The sequence below is a fragment of the Paenibacillus sp. sptzw28 genome (assembly GCF_019550795.1).
Classification (GTDB): domain Bacteria; phylum Bacillota; class Bacilli; order Paenibacillales; family Paenibacillaceae; genus Paenibacillus_Z.
The window spans coordinates 2,674,670-2,695,000 of sequence record NZ_CP080545.1; the positions used below are offsets into that span (position 1 = coordinate 2,674,670).

15 protein-coding genes (1 of these 15 running past the window's edge) are annotated in these 20,331 nt (G+C 47.4%); 7 read left to right on the forward strand and 8 right to left on the reverse strand.

Translation table 11 applies throughout. The annotated features are described in order from the left end of the window. Positions 1 to 15: 15 nt before the first annotated feature. Together KZ483_RS11915 and KZ483_RS11920 are read right to left on the reverse strand one after the other, a co-directional pair. Positions 16 to 1,011 (reverse strand): YqhG family protein, encoded by a 996-nt coding sequence (locus KZ483_RS11915; protein ID WP_220352849.1) that lies wholly within the window; start codon positions 1,009 to 1,011, stop codon positions 16 to 18. Then, the gene (locus KZ483_RS11920; protein WP_258881730.1) at positions 1,008 to 2,807 is read right to left on the reverse strand and encodes a DEAD/DEAH box helicase; all 1,800 of its coding nucleotides are present in this window, start codon (positions 2,805 to 2,807) and stop codon (positions 1,008 to 1,010) included. Before KZ483_RS11920 ends, KZ483_RS11915 begins: the two co-directional genes overlap by 4 nt. 339 nt (positions 2,808 to 3,146) lie before the next feature. Here KZ483_RS11920 and KZ483_RS11925 point away from each other — a divergent pair, with 339 nt between their 5' ends. Further along, the gene (locus tag KZ483_RS11925) at positions 3,147 to 5,813 is read left to right on the forward strand and encodes an adenosylcobalamin-dependent ribonucleoside-diphosphate reductase (RefSeq protein ID WP_220352851.1); all 2,667 of its coding nucleotides are present in this window, start codon (positions 3,147 to 3,149) and stop codon (positions 5,811 to 5,813) included. A 360-nt stretch (positions 5,814 to 6,173) separates the two neighbouring features. On the opposite strand, the gene KZ483_RS28480 is transcribed toward KZ483_RS11925, so the two are convergent. The 6 genes from KZ483_RS28480 to KZ483_RS11950 all read right to left on the reverse strand — a co-directional run bounded on the left by KZ483_RS28480 (position 6,174) and on the right by KZ483_RS11950 (position 10,615). Next, positions 6,174 to 6,302, reverse strand: coding sequence for a hypothetical protein (locus KZ483_RS28480; protein WP_258881664.1), 129 nt, complete (start codon positions 6,300 to 6,302; stop codon positions 6,174 to 6,176). Between the two features lie 173 nt (positions 6,303 to 6,475). Beyond that, a complete protein-coding gene (locus tag KZ483_RS11930; RefSeq protein ID WP_220352852.1) occupies positions 6,476 to 7,270 on the reverse strand; it encodes an SDR family NAD(P)-dependent oxidoreductase in 795 nt (264 codons plus the stop codon). Between the two features lie 148 nt (positions 7,271 to 7,418). Then, a complete protein-coding gene (locus KZ483_RS11935) occupies positions 7,419 to 8,417 on the reverse strand; it encodes a helix-turn-helix domain-containing protein (RefSeq protein ID WP_220352853.1) in 999 nt (332 codons plus the stop codon). A gap of 327 nt (positions 8,418 to 8,744) precedes the next feature. Continuing rightward, complete coding sequence (locus tag KZ483_RS11940) at positions 8,745 to 8,981, reverse strand: DUF2798 domain-containing protein (protein WP_220352854.1); 237 nt, start codon at positions 8,979 to 8,981, stop codon at positions 8,745 to 8,747. Beyond that, positions 8,971 to 9,861, reverse strand: a complete 891-nt coding sequence (locus KZ483_RS11945) for a VOC family protein (protein ID WP_220352855.1) — start codon at positions 9,859 to 9,861, stop codon at positions 8,971 to 8,973. Before KZ483_RS11945 ends, KZ483_RS11940 begins: the two co-directional genes overlap by 11 nt. A gap of 34 nt (positions 9,862 to 9,895) precedes the next feature. Next, on the reverse strand, positions 9,896 to 10,615 hold the full coding sequence (locus KZ483_RS11950; protein ID WP_220352856.1) for an SDR family NAD(P)-dependent oxidoreductase: 720 nt from the start codon (positions 10,613 to 10,615) through the stop codon (positions 9,896 to 9,898). A 139-nt stretch (positions 10,616 to 10,754) separates the two neighbouring features. Between KZ483_RS11950 and KZ483_RS11955 the strand changes: the two genes are divergently transcribed. The 6 genes from KZ483_RS11955 to KZ483_RS11980 all read left to right on the forward strand — a co-directional run. Further along, the gene (locus KZ483_RS11955) at positions 10,755 to 11,120 is read left to right on the forward strand and encodes a winged helix-turn-helix transcriptional regulator (RefSeq protein WP_220352857.1); all 366 of its coding nucleotides are present in this window, start codon (positions 10,755 to 10,757) and stop codon (positions 11,118 to 11,120) included. A 259-nt stretch (positions 11,121 to 11,379) separates the two neighbouring features. Beyond that, positions 11,380 to 12,120, forward strand: a complete 741-nt coding sequence (locus KZ483_RS11960) for an SDR family oxidoreductase (protein WP_220352858.1) — start codon at positions 11,380 to 11,382, stop codon at positions 12,118 to 12,120. A 462-nt stretch (positions 12,121 to 12,582) separates the two neighbouring features. Further along, a complete protein-coding gene (locus KZ483_RS11965; protein ID WP_220352859.1) occupies positions 12,583 to 13,581 on the forward strand; it encodes a glycoside hydrolase family 43 protein in 999 nt (332 codons plus the stop codon). Positions 13,582 to 13,853: 272 nt separating this feature from the next. After that, on the forward strand, positions 13,854 to 18,278 hold the full coding sequence (locus KZ483_RS11970) for an OmpL47-type beta-barrel domain-containing protein (RefSeq protein ID WP_220352860.1): 4,425 nt from the start codon (positions 13,854 to 13,856) through the stop codon (positions 18,276 to 18,278). A 222-nt stretch (positions 18,279 to 18,500) separates the two neighbouring features. Continuing rightward, on the forward strand, positions 18,501 to 19,529 hold the full coding sequence (locus tag KZ483_RS11975; RefSeq protein ID WP_220352861.1) for a hypothetical protein: 1,029 nt from the start codon (positions 18,501 to 18,503) through the stop codon (positions 19,527 to 19,529). A gap of 507 nt (positions 19,530 to 20,036) precedes the next feature. Beyond that, a protein-coding gene (locus tag KZ483_RS11980) for a phosphorylase family protein (RefSeq protein WP_220352862.1) crosses the window boundary here: on the forward strand, positions 20,037 to 20,331 show its beginning. Its footprint extends 794 nt past the window's final position; the window shows 295 of its 1,089 coding nt (coding positions 1-295); it begins with the start codon at positions 20,037 to 20,039; its stop codon lies off the right edge, out of view.

Here is a 20,331-nt window from a genome sequence, read left to right on the forward strand (position 1 = left end):
CGTGTCGCTTTATCGCTATCCGATACCTTCCAAATAAAAGATACCGCAGTTTATGGCGGAAGCCGTCACGCGCGGTTCATACTGCCAGCGTATTTCCTCCTGCCGGCGCTCGAATTGCTCGATGATCAGAGTGCGGTTCTCATCTTCCAGCGATGAAATCAGCGGTTCATAGTAATGCCGGATGGTCGCCAGCTCATCCGCGAGGCGTGCTGCTGCCGCTTGCGCCCATGAATAATCGTATGTCCTAAGCTTCCTCTCAAGCGTTTGCTCGGCGATTGTTGCCGCTTTATTGAGCGAGAGGGCGTTTTTTGCGGTATGGATGTTGGGCGGCAATTTCGGCGTCATACGGCACTGAGTTAACGAGTCGTAGAATCGTTCGACGCATTGGCCGGTCGCCAGCGACACGCCGAAGGAATGGATTTCCTCGCGCTTCATATCGCAAACGAATTCAACTTTCATATTCACTCCAAGCCAAGCTGTATATGCCGTGGACTGAAGCGGATGAGCGCTGCGCTTCTCCGGTTCCTGAAAGAGGCAGACATAGCTTCCGCCCAGCTTGGAAGACTCGAACAGCTGCTCAAGTCTGCGTGAGCCGAAGTAGAGGTCTTCCCGGGGGACGCGGCCGACGGCGTTCAATTTGCCATGAACGAAACCGAACGAACGACCCAGCGCGGCATCGGCAGCGGCGGCGACGCCCCCGGCAGCTCCGAGCGCCGCTGGAGCTATGCTTCCGGGATTGCCCCCGCCTGCTGAAGCCTGGGTGCCGTCCGTTTCACCTGCCGCCAACCGTTCATCGTATTTCAGCTTGTCCGTTACGAGCAGCATGGACATCGTTTCCGGTTCCGCTCCAGTGCGGTCTACAAAGCTCCAGTAATAGGGTCGATTGGTCAGGTCGCGGTCAGCCCTAGGGGACAACTTCACGAGAAAATGCGCAGGCGATTTCTCGATGATATGGCAGTTCGTGGTTTCCAGATACCGCTGCACAAATTTATGCACTTGTCGTTCGTTCAAGGTCTCACCTCCACGGTTTGCCCTACGGCGTTTATAATCGCCCCGATAGCCTTCATGCCTTCAGGTTCCTCCGATTCAACTTCGCTTCGGATACGGCTGAGCGAATTGCCCAGATCATCAATTTGCTTGCGCAGCTCAGTAGAGTTACCTGCTTCAAGCATCACGCGCGCAAGCTTCTGCTCGAGCGATTCCTTCTTGTCGAATCGTTCGAGAATATGGTCAAGCTCGCCGATTACCAGCTCAAAGAGGTTGATTTTCTCATGAAGCAGGCTCACAATGTGCTCTTCAATCGTGCCGAGCGTACAAAGGTTAAAGATCTTCACATCGCTTGTCTGTCCGAGCCGGTGCACCCGGCCGATTCTTTGTTCAACCCGCATCGGATTCCAAGGCAGATCGAAGTTGATAATGTTGTGGCAGAACTGAAGGTTGATGCCTTCACCGCCCGCTTCAGTCGCTATAAGGACCTGAGCGCGGCCGCGGAACAAATCCATCATCCAATCTTTCTTACCCCGATTCATGCCTCCGCGATACGGGACGGCGACCAAATTGTGCGAACGGAAGTATTGAAGCAAATATTCCTGAGTGGCCCGGTACTCTGTGAAGACGATTACTTTATCATTCATCTCGCGTATCAGCTCTATTGCTTTCTCTGCTTTCGTATTCGCTTGTATGCCGCGGATCACCTCGACGAGGCCCCATATTTTCGCGCGGAGGGGCGAGTCCTCGGATGTCTTCTTAAACATATTAACAAGCGTCAGAAACACGGCGTCGCGGCTGCTGCACACCTCGCGCTGGAGGGTAACCAGAGAGAGCATGCTTGTCAAATCGCCGCCGCTCTCGTCATAACGCTCACGTACGAAGCTTGTAACTCCGTCGTAAAGCGCCTGCTCCTCGGGCGAAAGAGCCAGCGGTATGTTTTTCACGATGCGTTTGGTAAATTGTATCCCTCCGTCTCCCCGGCGGTTGCGGATCATCACGGTAGAGAGTGTCTCCTGGAGCTGGCCCTCATTCTTGGGAATCCGTTTATCGACAACAAAGTTGGAAGCGAAATCGCCCTGACCGCCGAGCTGTCCGGGCTTCAGGAGCGTTATCAGGTTGTAGAGCTCGTCCATATCGTTTTGAACCGGCGTGGCGGTTAGGAGCAGGCAATATTTTTTGCGCAGCAGATTCACGAATTGGTAGTTGCTCGTCTTTTTGTTTTTCAGCTTGTGCGCCTCGTCGATAATGAGCATATCGTAGTCGTAGCTTAGCAAAATATCCTTGTGCGGGTCGCGCTTGGCCGTATCGATCGATGCGACGACGACGTCGTACTGCCAGGTATGCTCCCTTTTCTGGGCGATGGCCGGAATGCCGAACTTCTGGTTCAGCTCGCGCACCCACTGCAGAACAAGCGATGCGGGAACGAGAATAAGCGCACGGCGGACAAGACCCCTAACCAGATATTCTTTGAGAACGAGACCCGCTTCAATCGTCTTGCCAAGCCCAACTTCATCGGCAAGAATGGCGCGCCCGCTCATCTCGTGAAGCACTTTGCGCGCGGTGCTAATCTGGTGCGGCATCGGCTCCAGCGCCGGCAGGCTGCGCATGCACTGAAGATCGTCGAAGCTGCCGATAAGCTTGGTCTGCTCGGCTTCTACCGCGAGCTGGTACATCGTCCAGTCGTCCCACGGACCGTTGCGGTCTATGCGCTCCTGCAGGTTATGGAACCATGTACGGTCAAACTGCAGGTGGGCGTTGGGGTGAAGCTTCCGGTTGGCCGAGGCGGAGCCGCTGCCGGGCGGGTGTTCTCCTTTCATCGGATAGTTCGTCGGTTGCGTCATGGAGGAACTCCTTCCAAGGCAGGGAATGGATTTATTGTCCATAGTATGGCCTTGGTCGCCGTAATTCATAAGAGAACCGATGCGAAAAAAACTCTCTTTGGTCTTTTTTTCTGAAATGTTGGTAAAAAATGCGCAGGAAGCAGAAAATAGAAGATCGGAGCGGGAATAGGGACATGGCTTCAGTTTTTGGCGTAATAGCATCATTGAATCAATATCTAGTGTGCTGTATTGTATTTATTACACAATATATAGTGTTTACATCTTCTGTGACAGTGGTAATCAGAATTAGTGAGCGGATTGGAGGTTGGCTTAAGAATGGGGACGAAGCAAGCGGGAACTCTGGAAGGGCTTAGCGAGAAAATATTTTTGGACCGGTATGCGTGGAAGAATGCAGAGACGAGCAGCACGAAAGTCGGAGATATTGTACTTGTGCTGACGAAGGACGATCCGAAATTTCCGACTAAGGCAGTCGGTGAGGTGACCGCGCGGGAAGGCGATGAAGTGACGGTTCGGCTTCGAAGCGGTGAAATTGTCCAGTCTTCTATCGAGAAGCTGACGCTCACCGTGGAGAAGACACCGGCCGAGATGTGGGAGAGGCTCGCCTCAGCCATTGCAACAGTAGAAGAAACCGATGAGCTGCGGAAAATATGGCAGGAGCGGTTTCGATATGTGCTGGATGATTGGAAGCTGGTTCCGGGCGGGCGTATTGCGGCGGGCGCAGGGGCAAGCGATGAGCTGACGCTGTTCAACTGCTATGTGATCCCTTCTCCGCAGGACAGCAGAGGCGGGATTATGAAGACATTGACGGAGATGACCGAAATTATGGCGCGAGGCGGCGGGGTCGGCATCAATCTCTCTTCGCTTCGTCCGCGCCGGGCTATAGTTGCCGGGGTGAACGGCTCCTCCAGCGGGGCGGTATCATGGGGCGGGTTGTTCAGCTACACGACCGGCCTGATTGAGCAGGGCGGCTCCAGAAGAGGCGCGCTCATGCTGATGATTAACGACTGGCACCCGGATGTGCTTGACTTTATTACGGTGAAGCAGACAATGGGACAAGTCACCAACGCGAACCTCTCCGTATGCGTAAGCAATGATTTCATGCAAGCTGTGAAGGAAGATCTGGATTGGGAGCTTGTGTTTCCGGACACGAAGGACCCCGAATATAATGAGCTTTGGAACGGAGATATCGAGCAGTGGCGTCGTTTAGGCAAGAGAGTGATCTTGTACAAAACCGTCCCTGCGCGGGAAATCTGGCACACAATCATCGAGTCTGCGTGGAAGTCCGCCGAGCCGGGCGTCGTATTCATGGAGCGCTACAATGAGATGTCCAACAGCTGGTATTTTAACCCAGTCATCAGTACTAATCCTTGCGGTGAACAGGGCCTGCCCGCATGGGGCGTCTGCAACCTGTCGGCGGTAAATTTATCGAAGTTTTACGATGAAGCAAGCCATGATGTGGACTGGGATGAGCTGTCGAAGGTGACGCGGTGGTCGGTCCGTTTTCTCGATAACGTTATTGACGCGACGCCGTATCATTTTGCGGAAAATGAGCGGAATCAGAAGAAGGAGCGGCGCGTCGGGCTCGGAACGATGGGGCTTGCCGAGCTGATGATCAAGCTGGGCATCCGTTACGGAAGCCCGGAATCACTCAAGTTTCTCGATAAGCTGTACGGCTTTATGGCGAGGGAATCTTATCTGGCGTCCACGGAAATTGCTGCTGAGAAGGGCTCGTTCCCGGCCTTCGAGGCGGTCAAATACTTGGAGAGCGGATTCATGCGCAGCATGATCGCGGCGTTTCCGGAGGTGGGCGAAGCCATTATGAATCGAGGAATGCGCAACGTCACGGTCATCACGCAGGCGCCGACAGGGAGCACGGGGACGATGGTCGGGACGTCGACGGGTATAGAGCCGTACTTTGCCTTTGAATATTTCCGGCAGAGCCGTCTCGGGTACGACAAGCAGTATGTGCCGATTGCTCAAGCTTGGAAAGATGCGCACCCCGGCGAGGAGCTGCCGGATTATTTCGTAACCTCGATGAGCCTGTCGGCCGAGGATCACATCCGTGTACAGGCGGCTATCCAACGATGGGTGGACAGCTCAATCTCGAAGACGGCAAACTGCCCGAACGACTTCACCGTGGAGGCCACCAAACGACTTTATGAGCTGGCCTTTGAGCTTGGCTGTAAAGGCGTGACGATTTACCGCGACGGCAGCCGGGATGTTCAGGTTCTGAACGCGGATAAAGGGGAAGCAAAAGCGGATGCAGCGGTGAAGACGGAGAAGGTTGAAAAGGCAGACAAGGCGGATGAAACCGCCAACGCCGCGAAAGTAGATATAGAAATAAACGTCAATCCCGGCGATGGACATGTGGTCGGCTTGACCGGCGCCGCCACTCAGCCGGAGCCGGTTGTCGACAAGGCCTATAAGAGCCGCCCGCAGGTGCTGCGCGGCGCGACCTATAAGATCAATTCGCCGTTTGGCATGGCATATATTACGATCAACGATTTGAACGGCTCGCCGGGCGAAATCTTTCTCAATGTCGGCAAGGCCGGATCGGATGTATTCGCAATGGCGGAAGCGCTGGGCCGGGTCTGTTCTTTATTTCTTCGTTACGGCGACCACGGTAACAAGGTAAAGCTTCTGATCAAGCATTTGAAAGGAATCGGCGGCTCCGGGGCAATCGGGTTCGGTGTTAATCGCGTTGAATCCATAGCGGATGCCGTGGCAAAAGCGCTTGATATGCATACACAGGGCGACGTAAAATCAGAAGGACAGTCGGATACAGTTGGAACTTCTATATACCTTCAAGGATCTGTCAGCCCTGAGGTTTCATCGTCCTCTGAGCATGCGGCGGCAAGTGAAAACCCGTATGAAGCGGCGGCTGCATCCCGGGATTTATGCCCATCGTGCGGCTCAGCTTCGCTGCTTAATCTAGAAGGCTGCAAAACATGCAGCAGCTGCGGATACAGCAAGTGCTCCTAGGACGTTGAAGCTCATCAATTAGATTAGAATATAATAAAAAAACCACGATTTGGTATCGTGGTTTTTTTTATTCACAAAAATTCTGTGGTAAAGCAATGTATCTAAGGCACCGTGATACAGGTTGCTTTGGCATTGCTTTCTCTTTCATTTTATTCTCTATAAACGTAATCTTCCTCATGATCTTACCTACCTGTTTAGGTAAGACGCAAGCTGCAGGAAACGCGATGAGTATGATATCGTGTGGTGTCGGAATTTTTGAAAAGTGATAACGTGAAAGCTCCCGTCGCACGACGGGTGAAACTTTGGCAGCCAACAATTCGATTGCCTTCGCAACCTTAGTATATGGCATCCCTCCGATATCTAACTGGACCATGAACCGGTTGTGCTCGAATAGCTTATGTTGATGCAAGCGGAGAGCATGCTGCCTCCCGTCTCATCTGGCGTCAACTCGATGCCTTTCGATTCCTTATACAGACCAGTCAGCACCAAGTTTCATAATAGGGAGAATGAAGCCCCGCTTGCGTTCGCGGGGCACTGATTAGAGAAGAGGCCAGAGCCGGCCGCAGGCTTAAATATCATCAGCCTGCTTGCCGACTCTGGCCTGACGGTCCCAGGCTCATCAAGCGAATTTGAAAAAGTCCTTGCCCGATAATTAAAAAATGTTAAAAAATAGTCGGTACCATTCCCCCATCCATACGGATTGGAGAACCTTTAAATGCGGATGCATAAGGACTACATACAAATGCAGTTAGTCTACCTATTTCAATAGGCTTGATAAATCGCTGTATTTCAGATTGAGGTAGGTTTGTAGTCATAAATTCTTTCTCTTTTTCTGAAAAAGTCATACCTTCATTAGGGTACATACCCTCAATTATTTGATGAACATTTTCAGAGAGTGTTGGTCCTGGCATGATCGTATTGACTGTAACTTCTGTTCCTTTTGTTAATTTAGATAAGCTTTTTGACAATGATAATAGCATTGATTTTGTCATACTATACTGAGGCATTAGTCCTGAAGGCATAATTGCTTCTTCACTCGCAATAAAGATAATGCGGCCATAATTATTTTTTAACATTTTGGGTAAATAAAATTTAGATAATCCATTTGCAGCAAGAACATTAGTATGGAAGTATTTTTCCCATACTTCATCGTCAACGTCCTCATATTGCATAATTTCATAAATACCCATGTTATTAATTAAAATATCAATATTGGGGTATTTTTCAAATAAAGCTTCTCTTTGCCCAATATCCACAATATCGGCTGTAGCATTTTGAGGAGAGGTAGCCGGGAAATTTAACTTAATTTCATTTACAGTTCGTTCTACCTCTTCATCATTTCGTCCATTAATCAGTACATTAACACCTTCTTTGGCAAGTTCAATGGCAATTGCTTTACCTATACCTTTCGTTGATCCTGTAACTAAAGCTGTTTTATTGTTTAATCCCATATCCAAAATACATTTCTCCTTAAATTAGTAGTCATTTTTAAAACAGTCTTGTGCTCCGGATAGTGATTATATTACCTTGTCTGGATTGTTCAGTAACTAGCATATTGCGCCAAAGTTCTTGTTTAACACGCCAAATAATAAAGCTCAGCAAATACTAGCTCTTTGTACGCCAATTTGAAGGAGTATCACCTTCCCAAAGGCGGAAGGCGCGGTAGAACGAGTTCTGGTCTTTATATCCAATCAAGAAAGCCACTTCTTTAATATCGAGCGAGGGGTCTGCCAAGTACTCTCGTGCCTGCTCATGTCTAGCTTGTGTCAACAGATGCTTGAAGCTCGTGTTTTCGTCAGTAAGCCGGCGCTGCAAGGTACGAGCGCTCATACCCAACTCCTTCGAGACAGCCTGAATGTCGGGACGCCCTCCTGTGAGGCTACGTTTCATGGTCCATTTGACCATCTCGGTTATTGAGGGGCTGCGCTGTTGTTCATCCAACGATCGGTCTAGAACGAGAGTAAGGATCTCCAGCAACTCTTCGTTGTACGAGACAAAGGGGCGGTCCAGATCTCTTCGATGTAGCGTCAACCGGTTATATTTTGCACCAATCCGGATACAGCAGCCGAAGTAAGCTTCAAGGGCCTGTACATCGCCCATTGAATGCGAAAATTCGACGAACCGCGCCGTCAAAGGTTGACCTGTGCCCCGGCGCCCAAGCTCCAGAAGATATGCCAGCGTGATACCAACCAGCATCGGCGGACCGGGTTGCTCGGTATACAGCCATTCCAGTTCGATTGTACAGTGCTCGCCCTCCTCGGTGATACGTAAGCTTTCAGGGGGGCACAGTTGTTTGTACCGAGCCATTCGGTTTAGAGCGTCGCGGTAGTCACGAGCGTGGTAAGTCGCTAAGACGGTTGCTGGGTACTTCGCTGTTTCAAAGACGGTCGCAAGCTTGATGATTCCTTTGGCGGTGTCACCAATGAGATCGGAATAAGCCTGCCAGATCGCGAAATATTGGGCGGTGGTGACTACTGGTTCAGTAATAATGGTGAGCGGCAGTCGTGCTTTGCGAGCTACGTCGTTGGCGGAAATCCCTAATTGACGTAATCCTGCCCAAAATCCTGAGGGGATTTTAATACGGTCAGAGGTATAAGACTTCACACATTGGACCTCCTTTAGCTACTTACACATTTATTGAGGTTTCTACATTAACGGAACGAAGTTACTACCGGCAGCGTCATTAAAAAAGTCATAACTAAAACTAAGATTTGTCGATCGTACATTTAGCGTAATCTCCCTCATACGTTGATGATGAATAGAAGAGCAGCTCAGTAAAAGTTAAAGTAACCGGAATCAAATAGGTTCATTCTGATTCCGGTTTTTCTATTCCGGAACTACCCTTAGTAGTCCTCGACCTCAACATATAGAACAAACAGTATTCCACCGATTAATCCGATAGGTTGGGGAATAATGGCATTGCTTTCTCTTTCATTTATTCTCTATAAACGTAATCTTCCTCATGATCTTACCTATCTGTTTAGGTAAGACGCAAGCTGCAGGAAACGCGATGAGTAAGGCCATTCCCCAAGTCGTAAGCCATGTTCCAAGGAATGCGAATCGGAATCCCTCATTGACCAATACCATGAAAAAAGAAATAATCGCAGACATGCACAATGCCATGATAAAAGAGAAGGTGATACGCTCGTACTTTTTATTAATTTTCAATGGAATTACTCCTCTCCAAAATGATCTGATCCATATCGAGCAGTTCTTCGTGGTGAATGGCCGCATGCGGACTCATTACAATACCGTTCCCCGCAGGATCTCGCACAAAACGAAAGTCGCTCGGAGATTCCAGTAAAGCTTCGTCATTAGGTGCGGTTATTGAAAAATAACGAAGTCCAATTGCGGAAATATCCGGCCGCTGGCCGCCGCGACTTTCCCAAACATGAAATCCAAGATGATGATGATAATCACCGAAAGAGACGAATACGGCGCCAGGGATTCGCATCGATACTTGAAAACCGAGATCTCGGACATAAAATTGCTCGGCTTGGCTTAGGTCTGAAACCTTAAGAAGAACATGGCCGATTTTCCTATTCGTTGCGATTTCGGGAGAGTTAGACTGTAGTTGATGGCTTAAGTCCAAAAGCTTTTGTGCCAGCTCCTGGGAACTAAGCGGTCTGTGCAGAACAAGCTCCTCCGATGTGAAATCGCGCGTAATTTCAATAAGAATGCCATCAGGATCGTTTAAATATATCGATTCATTAACTCCATGATTCGTAATCATTCGAATGGGATAATTTCTTTCCAATATTCGACCCAAATGCCGAGCAAGCTCAATCCGATTCGGAGCTAGTATAGCCAGATGATCGATTCCGGTTGCATTGGATTTTCTTTGAATCGCTTTTTCTTCTCGCGCCAAAATGATTAACGGCTCTGTAATAGTGCCTAGTACAGCGAACCGCTCGGATTTCAATAGTACATGGAGTCCGATAATAGAATGATAAAAATCAATCGATTTTTCCATATTCGTGATGTTTAAAGACACATAACCGATAGGAAATGTAGAAGCCAGTCTATTTTGGTCGAATATTTGTTCCATTTATGCGTACCACCCTTCATTTGAGATAGATGCATCAACTTCCGCGCTGGATCATGTAGTGTAAAGGTTTCTGTGAAGCTTCAGTATCGCCTTGAATGAGTTCGGACATAAAACCTCCAAGATCCTCTGGATCGTACCAGTTCGCTCGCGCTACTCCTCTTGCAACACGTTCGCGCGTTCGTATTGGACCTATAATTAATTCATATATTCTAGGACCAATAGACTCTTGTTCAGCAGCCATTGTCAGCACAAGCGACTTTTTAGCGGCATTGGTTAATCCGATGAGACCTGCTCCCGGATAAGGACTATCGGCGCTTAGACCGCTTAAATGAATCAGGGCTCCGTCCGTCTTAAGCAACGGAACAAGCGTGCGCAAAGTGCGGAAGTGGCTTGTTAGATTATCCTGAATGGCCTGCTCCCAAAGTTCATCGCTCACGTCAATCAGCCTTCTGTTTGCTTCCCCCCAGGTGCCAATGGCGACGACTGCTCCGTCTAAGTAGCCAAATCGCTCTTTCAATTTGTCGTAAACCTCGCGACTTCCCTCCCGATCCTGATCAAGATTGACTTGCAGGGTGATTAAATTACTGGTATCAACGCTGGAGGAAAGATATACTCGTAATTGTTCAAGCTTATCCTCATTACGGCCAAGCGCGACCACTTTCGCTCCATGCTGGAGGAGAAGCTTGGTTACGCCCTCTCCAATACCTCCTGTTGCTCCTGCTACTACAATCGTTTTCCCAAAAAGCCTGTTCATACGTATTCTCCTTTCAAATTTGGATTGTTGATGATGCCCTCTGAATGCTATTATAAATACAAACATCCAAAATAATAAGTAAGCACTTTAACGTGCCATACTATCTTTAATGATACTATTGTAGAATGGAGCGGTTTGCATGGAAAATAAAAAGCCTGATACTTGCCGGAATGGCGTGGAGGCTTCTTTGGAGATTATAGTGGGGAAATGGAAGCCGATCATTTTGCTACATCTGCTGCACGGAGGAACCAAACGATTCGGGGAATTGAAACGACTGCTCCCTGATATCACGCAAAAGATGCTTACCGCGCAGCTTCGGGAGCTTGAGGAACAAGATATAATCGCGCGAAAAGTTTACCCCGAGGTGCCGCCGAGGGTTGAATATTCGGTTACGGAATATGGGCGTGGCCTTTACGACATATTGCAGCAAATGCATGAATGGGGCTTGGCCCATCTGGAACACATGGCCAAAAAAAATTCTCGGGCAGGGGCTAGGCAAGACTAAGGACGCCATCCCGCCTTTAAAGATTTGTGGGTGAGATGCCGCGAGGAATCCTTTTTTATATTTCCAGAGCAAAATACAGCATGTTGAGTCATCAATCATTTCGTATATAAATAGAGGGATTAGGGTAATCGGGACGAAAACGACAGATCATCAGAATTTTCATTAGCAATCGACCCGAAAATTTTCGGACTACACTTGACCTAGAGTGAACTCTAGATTTTATACTGAATCCATCTTGATTTAGAAAGGGTGGATAAAAATGTTGAACGTAGAAGACAAAGTTGTGATTATTACCGGGGCATCGAGCGGAATCGGTGAGGCAACTGCAAAATTACTCTCCCAAAACGGAGCGAAGGTCGTACTGGCAGCAAGGCGTGAAGAACGACTACGTTTACTAAAATCCACAATTGAAGAACAAGGTGGTGTTGCTGTGTACAAAGCGACCGATATCTCTTCCCATGTGGAGGTAGAAGAACTCTCGCGGTTTGCCGTTAACGCCTTCGGTCAGATCGATGTCTTGGTTAATAACGCTGGTATAATGCCTTTATCTTATTTACATGAGAAGAAGGTTAAGGAATGGGATCAAATGATCGATGTCAATATTAAAGGAGTGTTGTACGGTATCGGCGCGGTTCTTCCGTATATGCGGGAACGAAAACGGGGACACATCATTAATGTATCATCAGTAACGGGACATATCGTTAGAAAATCCTGGGCTGTTTATTCAGGAACTAAATTTGCCGTACGGGCAATAACCGAAGCCCTCAGACAAGAGGAGGCTGAGAATAACATTCGGACTACGATTATTTGCCCGGGAGGTGTAGTAACCGAACTGGTCCAAACGATATCGAACGAGGAGATTAAGAAAAACATTGAGGAGTCCCTGCAAGCGGCATTGCCTGCAGAGGCTGTTGCGAAATCCATTTTATACGCTATTTCCCAACCTGAGTATACGGCAGTTAACGAAATCATTGTAAGGCCTACAATTCAAGAATTATAATAAGGTCAGTTCTGGAGGAAGTAGCGTGAGTATCTTTACGTGTATTAAACTGCTCTGACAAAGCAGACTATGATAAAACCAAGTCTTCCGACACTAAAAACAGCTATATTGACAGAGCCGGTGTTTGGGGGTAACATCATGTTTGTAAGCGTTTTATAAATTAATTAATAATCGGTCAAATTGGTAAGAAATATACGCCGCCCATATTTTTTGATCAGTTATGAAACCCATTACATAAGTTTTGTTTTACAATGACTACGGTCCTGACCAGCCCTTGTATTCCATCTATTTCGTGATTTTAACTTCACTTCTGTCCTGAAACGCTTCACCCCCTCTTCGTAGCAGATAAAGAACCTTCACCGACCGCTTTATGTTCGTCATCGACCAACTGCCCAGACTGCCAAGCAAATCCTTCAGCATTTGACATTGAAATGGTATGTAGAAAACGAGAGGGGGTGTTTTATGCCGGTATATAACGCCGCTTCAGATACTTCGAATCCGTGTAAAGAGCATCGATTAACGGATATCCCTGTGCATGATCCTTTTGTTCTCACTGACGGGAAGAATGAAGTCTATTACATGTATACCAGCGGAATCCCCGGGTTAACCGATTTGGATCGGCATGGCGTATTGGTGTATAAGAGTACGGATCTGCTTGAATGGGAAGGGCCGTATGTCGTATTCACCGTTCCGGACGATGTGTGGGCACATCCAGGGCACGGAAAATGGGCCCCGGAGGTTCATGAGTATAAAGGCCGGTTCTATTTGTTTGTGACACTCCATAACAATGACAGCATTATTGCAGAGCCTCCCGAAGTCTGGAAAATCAATCACATGAGAGGCACCAGCATTGCCGTCAGCGATTCTCCGGAAGGGCCGTTCGAGCTGCTCAAAACGGATGCCCCGGTTCCACCGGCCGATTTCATGACCCTCGATGGTACTCTGTATGTGGACGAAGACGGTCAGCCATGGATGGTATACGCCCATGAGTGGATCCAGCTCATTGACGGTACATTCGAAGCGGTCCGCTTGAATAACGATTTGTCGGCAGGCGTCGGTGAACCGATTCACCTGTTTAAGGCATCCGATGCTCCGTGGATAAACGCGGAAGCAACGCCAAACACCAAACATAGCGTCTATGTAACGGACGGATGCCAGCTGTACAAGGGAAAAGGCGGACAGCTCCTCATGCTTTGGTCCAGCTACAACAAGGGTGGCTATGTCCAGACGATTGCAAGGTCTCGGTCAGGCAAGCTTAAAGGTCCGTGGGAGCAGCTTGAACCGCTCGTATACGGAGACAGTGGACACGGGATGCTGTTTCAAACATTCACGGGAGAGCGGATGCTGATCCTGCATCAGCCCTTCAAGCTGCCGGATTCCAGGGCGAAAATATATGAAATGGAAGAGACTGAAGACGGCTTTAAGGTGATACGAGCGCGCGAAGATCTTCATGGAACTTGAGGGGGGAGGGATATTTCCCTTTCGCCTGCAGATAACGTTACAGCGGCTTGACCCTTGTATAATCATTATTGCGACATAATTAACGTTCGCTAAACGGTAATGTAATTGTTGGGTTTTATGAAACCGGTTACACTAACCTGGTTTCGTTAACTATAACTATAAAACATAAAGTCAGGAGGATTAAACAGCACATACGGAAGATGAATTCTCGATCGTTTAACATTGAACTCAACGCTCGTTTCACTCTAGCAAAAAAAAGGAGAGGAATAACGATGAAGAAAAGGTACAAGCCGCTAGTTCTGCTTCTGTTGTTATCATTAATAATGCCTCTTAATCTCGCACATTTAAAAACAGTTTCTGCCGCGCCTGCAGCACCCGTGAGTTATTTCACGGATGATTTCTCGGATGGAGATTATACGGCTAATCCGGCTTGGACAGTAACCTCCGGAACATGGAACGTCGCTGCGTCTCCTACTGATACCGGCAACAGAGTGCTCAATCAGACGGACACCGGCGAAGGTATTATCACCGGAGGAGATTCCGCATGGACGGATGTAGCGGTTACAATGCGTTTCTACACCGGGGGCGGCGGAGCCTTTCCGGGAATTCTGGCACGTGTCCAGGACTCTCGGAATTTCTACTATTTTCAAATGCAAGCAACGGGTGCTTTGGTTCTTTCCAAAAGGATCAACGGTTCTGATACCACTTTAAAAAGTCTCTCTTATACATTAAGCAAAAACACATGGTATCAGTTAAAGATGGTGTTGGTTGGAAATTCCATCAAATGCTATATCGTTAACAACGGAACGGACAAGCTTGTTTTCGATGTGATTGATACTACCTACAAAAGCGGTAAAATCGGAATCCGGAACAAATGGCAGGCGGTTTATTTGGATGATGTTAAGGTAACGGATGCGCCGGCTGTAAACACTTCAGTCCTTCAGTCAAGTTCACAAACCGGCACTTCTGTTTCACTTGGCTGGGATCCGGTTGACGGAGCATCCAGCTACAATATTTACCGTTCAACGACACCCGGAAGCGGTTATGCCTTTGTTGGGAACAGCACAACAAACAGCTTTGTGGATACCGGGTTAAGCTCTGACACGGCTTACTATTATAAATCAGCGTTCGTATATGGCGGACCGACAGAATCCCAGTGGTCATCCGAGCTAAGTGTACGGACGAATCCAACGCCTCCTGGTGCACCGACGGGACAATCGGCGGCTGCAGTGAATTCATCAACCATCAATTTGAACTGGGCAGCAGCGGCCAAAGCAACCGGCTACAGGGTATACCGCTCATCGGATGCAGGCAGTACCTTCACCAAGGTGTATGACGGAGCGGCCATAAGCTACCAGGATACCGGGTTAACTCCAAATACGGTATACAATTATAAAATAACCGCTTATAACGCTTATGGAGAATCAGCGGCGGCTTCCGTGCAGGCTGCGACCTACCAATATGATGCCCCGGCAAACTTTGCAGCAGCCTCAGTTACCGACACATCCGTAACACTAAGCTGGGACAAAGCGCAGGGGACGGCTGTGACCTACAAGATAAGCAGGTCCTCAAGTCCTGTCGGAACCTTCACCCAGGTTTACAGCGGTACAGAGAACGTATTTACCGATACCGGCTTAACGCAGGGCACCGGATATTTTTACAAACTCAGTGCGGCTATTGACGGGACATCCTCGGCAGCTTCGGATCCGCTTGGCGTAAGTGCGGTGAGAACTGCTATTACTCCCGGTACATTGTGGGCGGATACGAACGGCAGTCCTATTGATGCCCATGGCGCAGGGATCATGTATGACCAGGCAACGCAAAAATACTATTGGTACGGCGAATATCATAAAGGTGCATGGCCGGCGGCGGGAGTGAGAGTGTACTCTTCGAGGGATTTGTTAAATTGGAAAGATGAAGGTATGGCATTAACGATGGTGCAATCGATGGACGATTTTACGAACGATCCGCTCATTTCCAAGCTATATGCCGGCAGAACCGATACCGTAAACATCTGGGCGGATATAAGAAAGGGCAGAATCATCGAAAGACCGAAAGTTATTTATAACGATAAAACGAAGAAGTATGTCATGTGGGCTCATATTGACGGAGATAAAGATCCTTATAATAACAATGCAAACTATGGTAAAGCTCAAGCCGGATACGCGATAAGCGATTCCCCGACCGGTCCGTTCATCTACCAGAAGAGCTACCGCATGGATCAGTGTCCACCGGATCAGACCGATTATCAGCCGGGCAACCCCGGGATGGCGCGTGATATGAATTTGTTTAAGGATGATGACGGCACGGCTTATCTTATCTATTCCAGCGAAGAAAACAGGACTCTCTATATTTCCAAGCTGCTGGATGACTACTCGGACGTGGTAGGCTGGCATAAGGACGGCAATGTGGATGCAAACGGCAAGCCTGTCCGCGATACAACCTACAAGGGCGTGTATGGCGTCGATTATATAAGACTTTTCCCCGGCGGCTTGCGTGAAGCTCCGGCCGTATTCAAGTATAACGGAAAATATTATCTGGTGACCTCAGGTGCAACCGGATGGGCTCCGAATCAAAATATGTACAGTGTGGCCGATCAAATGCTGGGTAAATGGTCGTCTCTGGCGGATCCGTTCATAAGGACATCGCCTTCCGATCCTAACCCGATGATAGCCTTTAATTCTCAAACGGCATCCGTTATCCCTGTCGACCCTGCAAGAGGAAAATTCATTTATGTCGGTGATGATTGGAATGGCGGTAATTTCAGTGCGAACGGCGGTGCCAAATATGTATGGCTGCCTATCGAATTTGGCCAAGGTACGGATATGTCCATTAAATGGTACAGCAGCTGGACCACCGATATATTGAACAGTATGGGAAGTGTGCAAACAAACATTAAATTACCCGAGGTTGTGGCAACCGGAGCCGAGCTGGCTTTACCAGACCAAATCGAAGTGACGCCAAGCGGCGCTGAAGCTCCAATAACAACAGCCGTAACGTGGTCGGTAAATTCACAGCCGGTAACGGCGAGTACGTTCGCACTTCCGGGTACCTATACCTTAAAGGCCGTGCTGCCGCAGTTTAACAACAAAACCTTGCAGTTTAAAATTTACGCGGTTGCGCGTAACACCATTTATTTTGTTAACAGCAGCGGTTATGCGACAAATGATTACAGCCTGATGACCTCATACCTTCAGGATACCCTGGTGAATAAGAACGTTGTGGAGCAGACGTACAATACAGGCGATTCCGATCCTTGGGGCTATGTCGGAACGAATTCCAATCCGGCAGGCTCGGCCGGTGGAGACATTTTCTCCACACTCCGGTATTTGAATGGCGGGAATGTCAGCAATTCTCCTGCGGGTACCGATCTAACTTATAAGTTTACGGTGAAGAATGGTTCTTACACTGTTTATACAGGGTTCAATGATATATGGAATAACTCCACCAGAAAAGCGGACTTGTACATCAATGGAGTCAAAAAGAATGCAATCACGTATATATCCAACAAGGTTTACGGCAATACGGTTGACGTAACGGACGGCACGATCAATGTCACGGTGAGAAATACGGCCGCGGAGGACCCTTTGATCAACTGGATAATGATTGCTGACAATACACTGACTCATGATCCTTTGATGGGGCTTCAGATCGCTGCGACAACATCAAATTCAGCTTCGCTTTCCTGGAACAAGGCTCTGGGAGCGACATCGTATACCCTTTACAGATCAACGAGCGCTGACGGGACGTATACGCCTATTTATAAAGGGAGTGCAACAGCCTATACCGACAATGGGATCGACTCTGCTCTAACCTATTATTATAAAGTCAGCAATTCCAGCCTATCAGTGGAATCGCCTATGTCAGATTCAGTATCTGTACGATTGGATCAGACAAAGCCGGTAACCGGGCTTGCTTTAACAGGCGATGTTAACAATGACTGGTACACATCCGATGTAAATGTAACTCTGAATGCAGCGGATGATTTGTCCGGCGTAGACAAGACGGAGTATAAATTAGGGGACGGTGAGGAATGGAAAGTATACTCGGGACCTTTCTCCCTTACCCAAGACGGATTTTACACCATTGAGTACCGCTCAACGGACAGGGCTGGAAATGTTGAGGATGCAAGCCGGCAGACGTTTAAACTCGATCAAACACTTCCCGGCTTTAAGCTCATTGTAAATGGTGTTGAATTGCAGGAGGGAGACTCTTTCGATGACAACCTGCCGTTAACCTTTCAGGCGGCCGATAATCTATCAGGTTTGGTTTCTGCACAGATTACCGTAAGTGATTCCGTATACACACTAGACCTGTCTACAGGACCGAGCATCGTTATCGATTTAGCCGGAAAGACCGGCAGCCAAATTGCTGTTATTACCGCTGTAGATGCAGCTGGAAACAAGCTTCAAAAGAATTTCCCAATCAATGTGACAACGAGCATAGATGCCATGAATCTGCTGCTTGACCGTTACAAATCCCAGCTAAGCAGACCATTGTCCGTTCAGCTCGGCAACAGCCTCGAACAAGCACAGCACCAACTGGATATAAACCGGCCGGAACAGGCCGCCAAGCACATGCAAGATTTTGTGAAACACCTTAATAACAGCGCTTTGGGAAGGGATGGGGATGAAAGGGTTAAAGCGATTCTGAATTCAGATGCAAATGCATTGATAAAGCAATGGACAGGTGTGTAGCATCATGAGTGTAAGCATGAATGCAAACGAATAGGTCCGAAAGCAAAGAGGGGGTATGCACATGCATATCCCTGTTTTGAATCTAAAAATTGCAGGATTAAGAAGGTTTTGCACAAAGGGTGAAGAATACATACCTGACACCATTAGACAATCCTGGCGAATCTGTAACACTTATACAAAATAGCCGCTATGAATAACAGAAAGTATCGGGAGGAATTTTTTATGAAAGTCCTCGAAATGCCGTATCCGCCGATTACCTCTTTTCCGAGAAATGCAAATATCATTGCTATTCTTGCAACCCATCATGCATATAAGGACTGGTTATATTCTAATCACATTCAGCTGCATATCAGTAAAGAAAAGGATGAGGATTATTACTGGTTAATGTTTTACCAGCCCTTGGCCAGAATCATATATCCCTTGATTAATCGTCAATACATTTCGCGCGAGCTTATTAGAAAAAACAATATCAACATTATTGAGTTTATAAAAAACGCAATAGACACTTCAAGCTACGTTTATTTATGCGTTGATACCTTTTTTGTACCCGCTTACGAGCATTATGGGCGGCTTCATTTGTATCATGATCTGTTCATTTACGGGTATGATCCGGTTGAAGATGTCTTTTTCGCTGCAGATTTCTTCCAAAACGGCAAGTATTCCTTTGAAAAAGTTTCGTTTGTCCAATTGCTTAATGCCTACGAAAGCAGCTATGCAGACAGAAATTCAGAAAATTTTGACGTGCAGGCACTGCAAGTCAACCATCAAAGCTCATTCCGGCTGGACATCCCTTTCATTATTGAAAGTCTTGAAGATTATATCAACTCAACCAACACGTCGGTTAAATACAAAATGGTCAGCGAACCGCTTGATGGCGAATTTATTTTTGGAATGAACATCTATCCTGTACTCTATGTCTGTATTGAAACTCATGAATATGAGGCCTGGATACTAAAAGCGCTTCATGTGTTATGTGATCATAAGAAATTAATGGCGGAAAGAGTCAAATACTTATTGACCGAAAAGATAGTTGTAAAAGAATCCGAGGCTCTTATAGCTTCATTTGACGAAATCAACAGGCAGATGTTCAGTATAAGGAACATTTACATTAAATATTTTGTTACGAAAGAAATTGGCATAAGAAATATTGTCGTTAAAAATCTTAAGCAATTGAGTATGCGAGAGGAAATAAATATACGTCAGCTCGTTGCGGAGATAGGAGGAGCTCTGGGGGGCCCGGTTCTTCCTTAGGACACACGAAGACCCTGCGATGATTGTACGCAGGGTCTTCAAAAGTGGGAAGCCGCAATCCTTCATAATAAATCATTGACTCCAAATCATTTTCTTATGCCACTATTTTTTTGTGTGACAAGAGTTGCCGGAGAAACTTAAACCTTTTTCTTCTCTTCAGGGAGAACATGGTAGAACCAACCTTTCGGATTACTCAATCCCTTCGAGGGATCATGTCTATTCCGTTGTTTGATGCTTCCCACTACCTAATATTTAAACTTCCTTTGGGGAAATGAATCATTAATCAGTTGGTTTTCAGCTGCTGCCTGTTAGCCGCCATGAGGATACCCACAATAGCAACTACGATAAAAAGTGCGAGAACGACAACACCTATGGCCAGTATATTCATCGAAATGTGCTTCTAGATCACCATTTTTATGCCAATGTTCATATTTAGAAAATGTATTTTCATGTTATATAGTTCCCCTTATAATAAGGGACAATTCTATTATGGAGGTGACGCACGGTATGAAGAGTATTATCCCTTTATTGATTGCTTTTAGTTTGTTGCTCATCCCCTCTCAAGCGTTTGCGAAAACGACGGATCCGAGACCGATTGCCATTCAAGGCGCCATGCCGGAAGAAGTACAGTATTTTCTTGAAGTTATGAATGAATATGACACGGAAACTTTTGACTCATACACTTACTACATAGGCAAAATCGATTCTATCCCCGTTGTCGTATCAAGAACGGAAGTGGGGATGGTCAACGCCGCGGCATCAACTACGCTTCTGATTGAGAAATATAATCCGAGAGCGATCA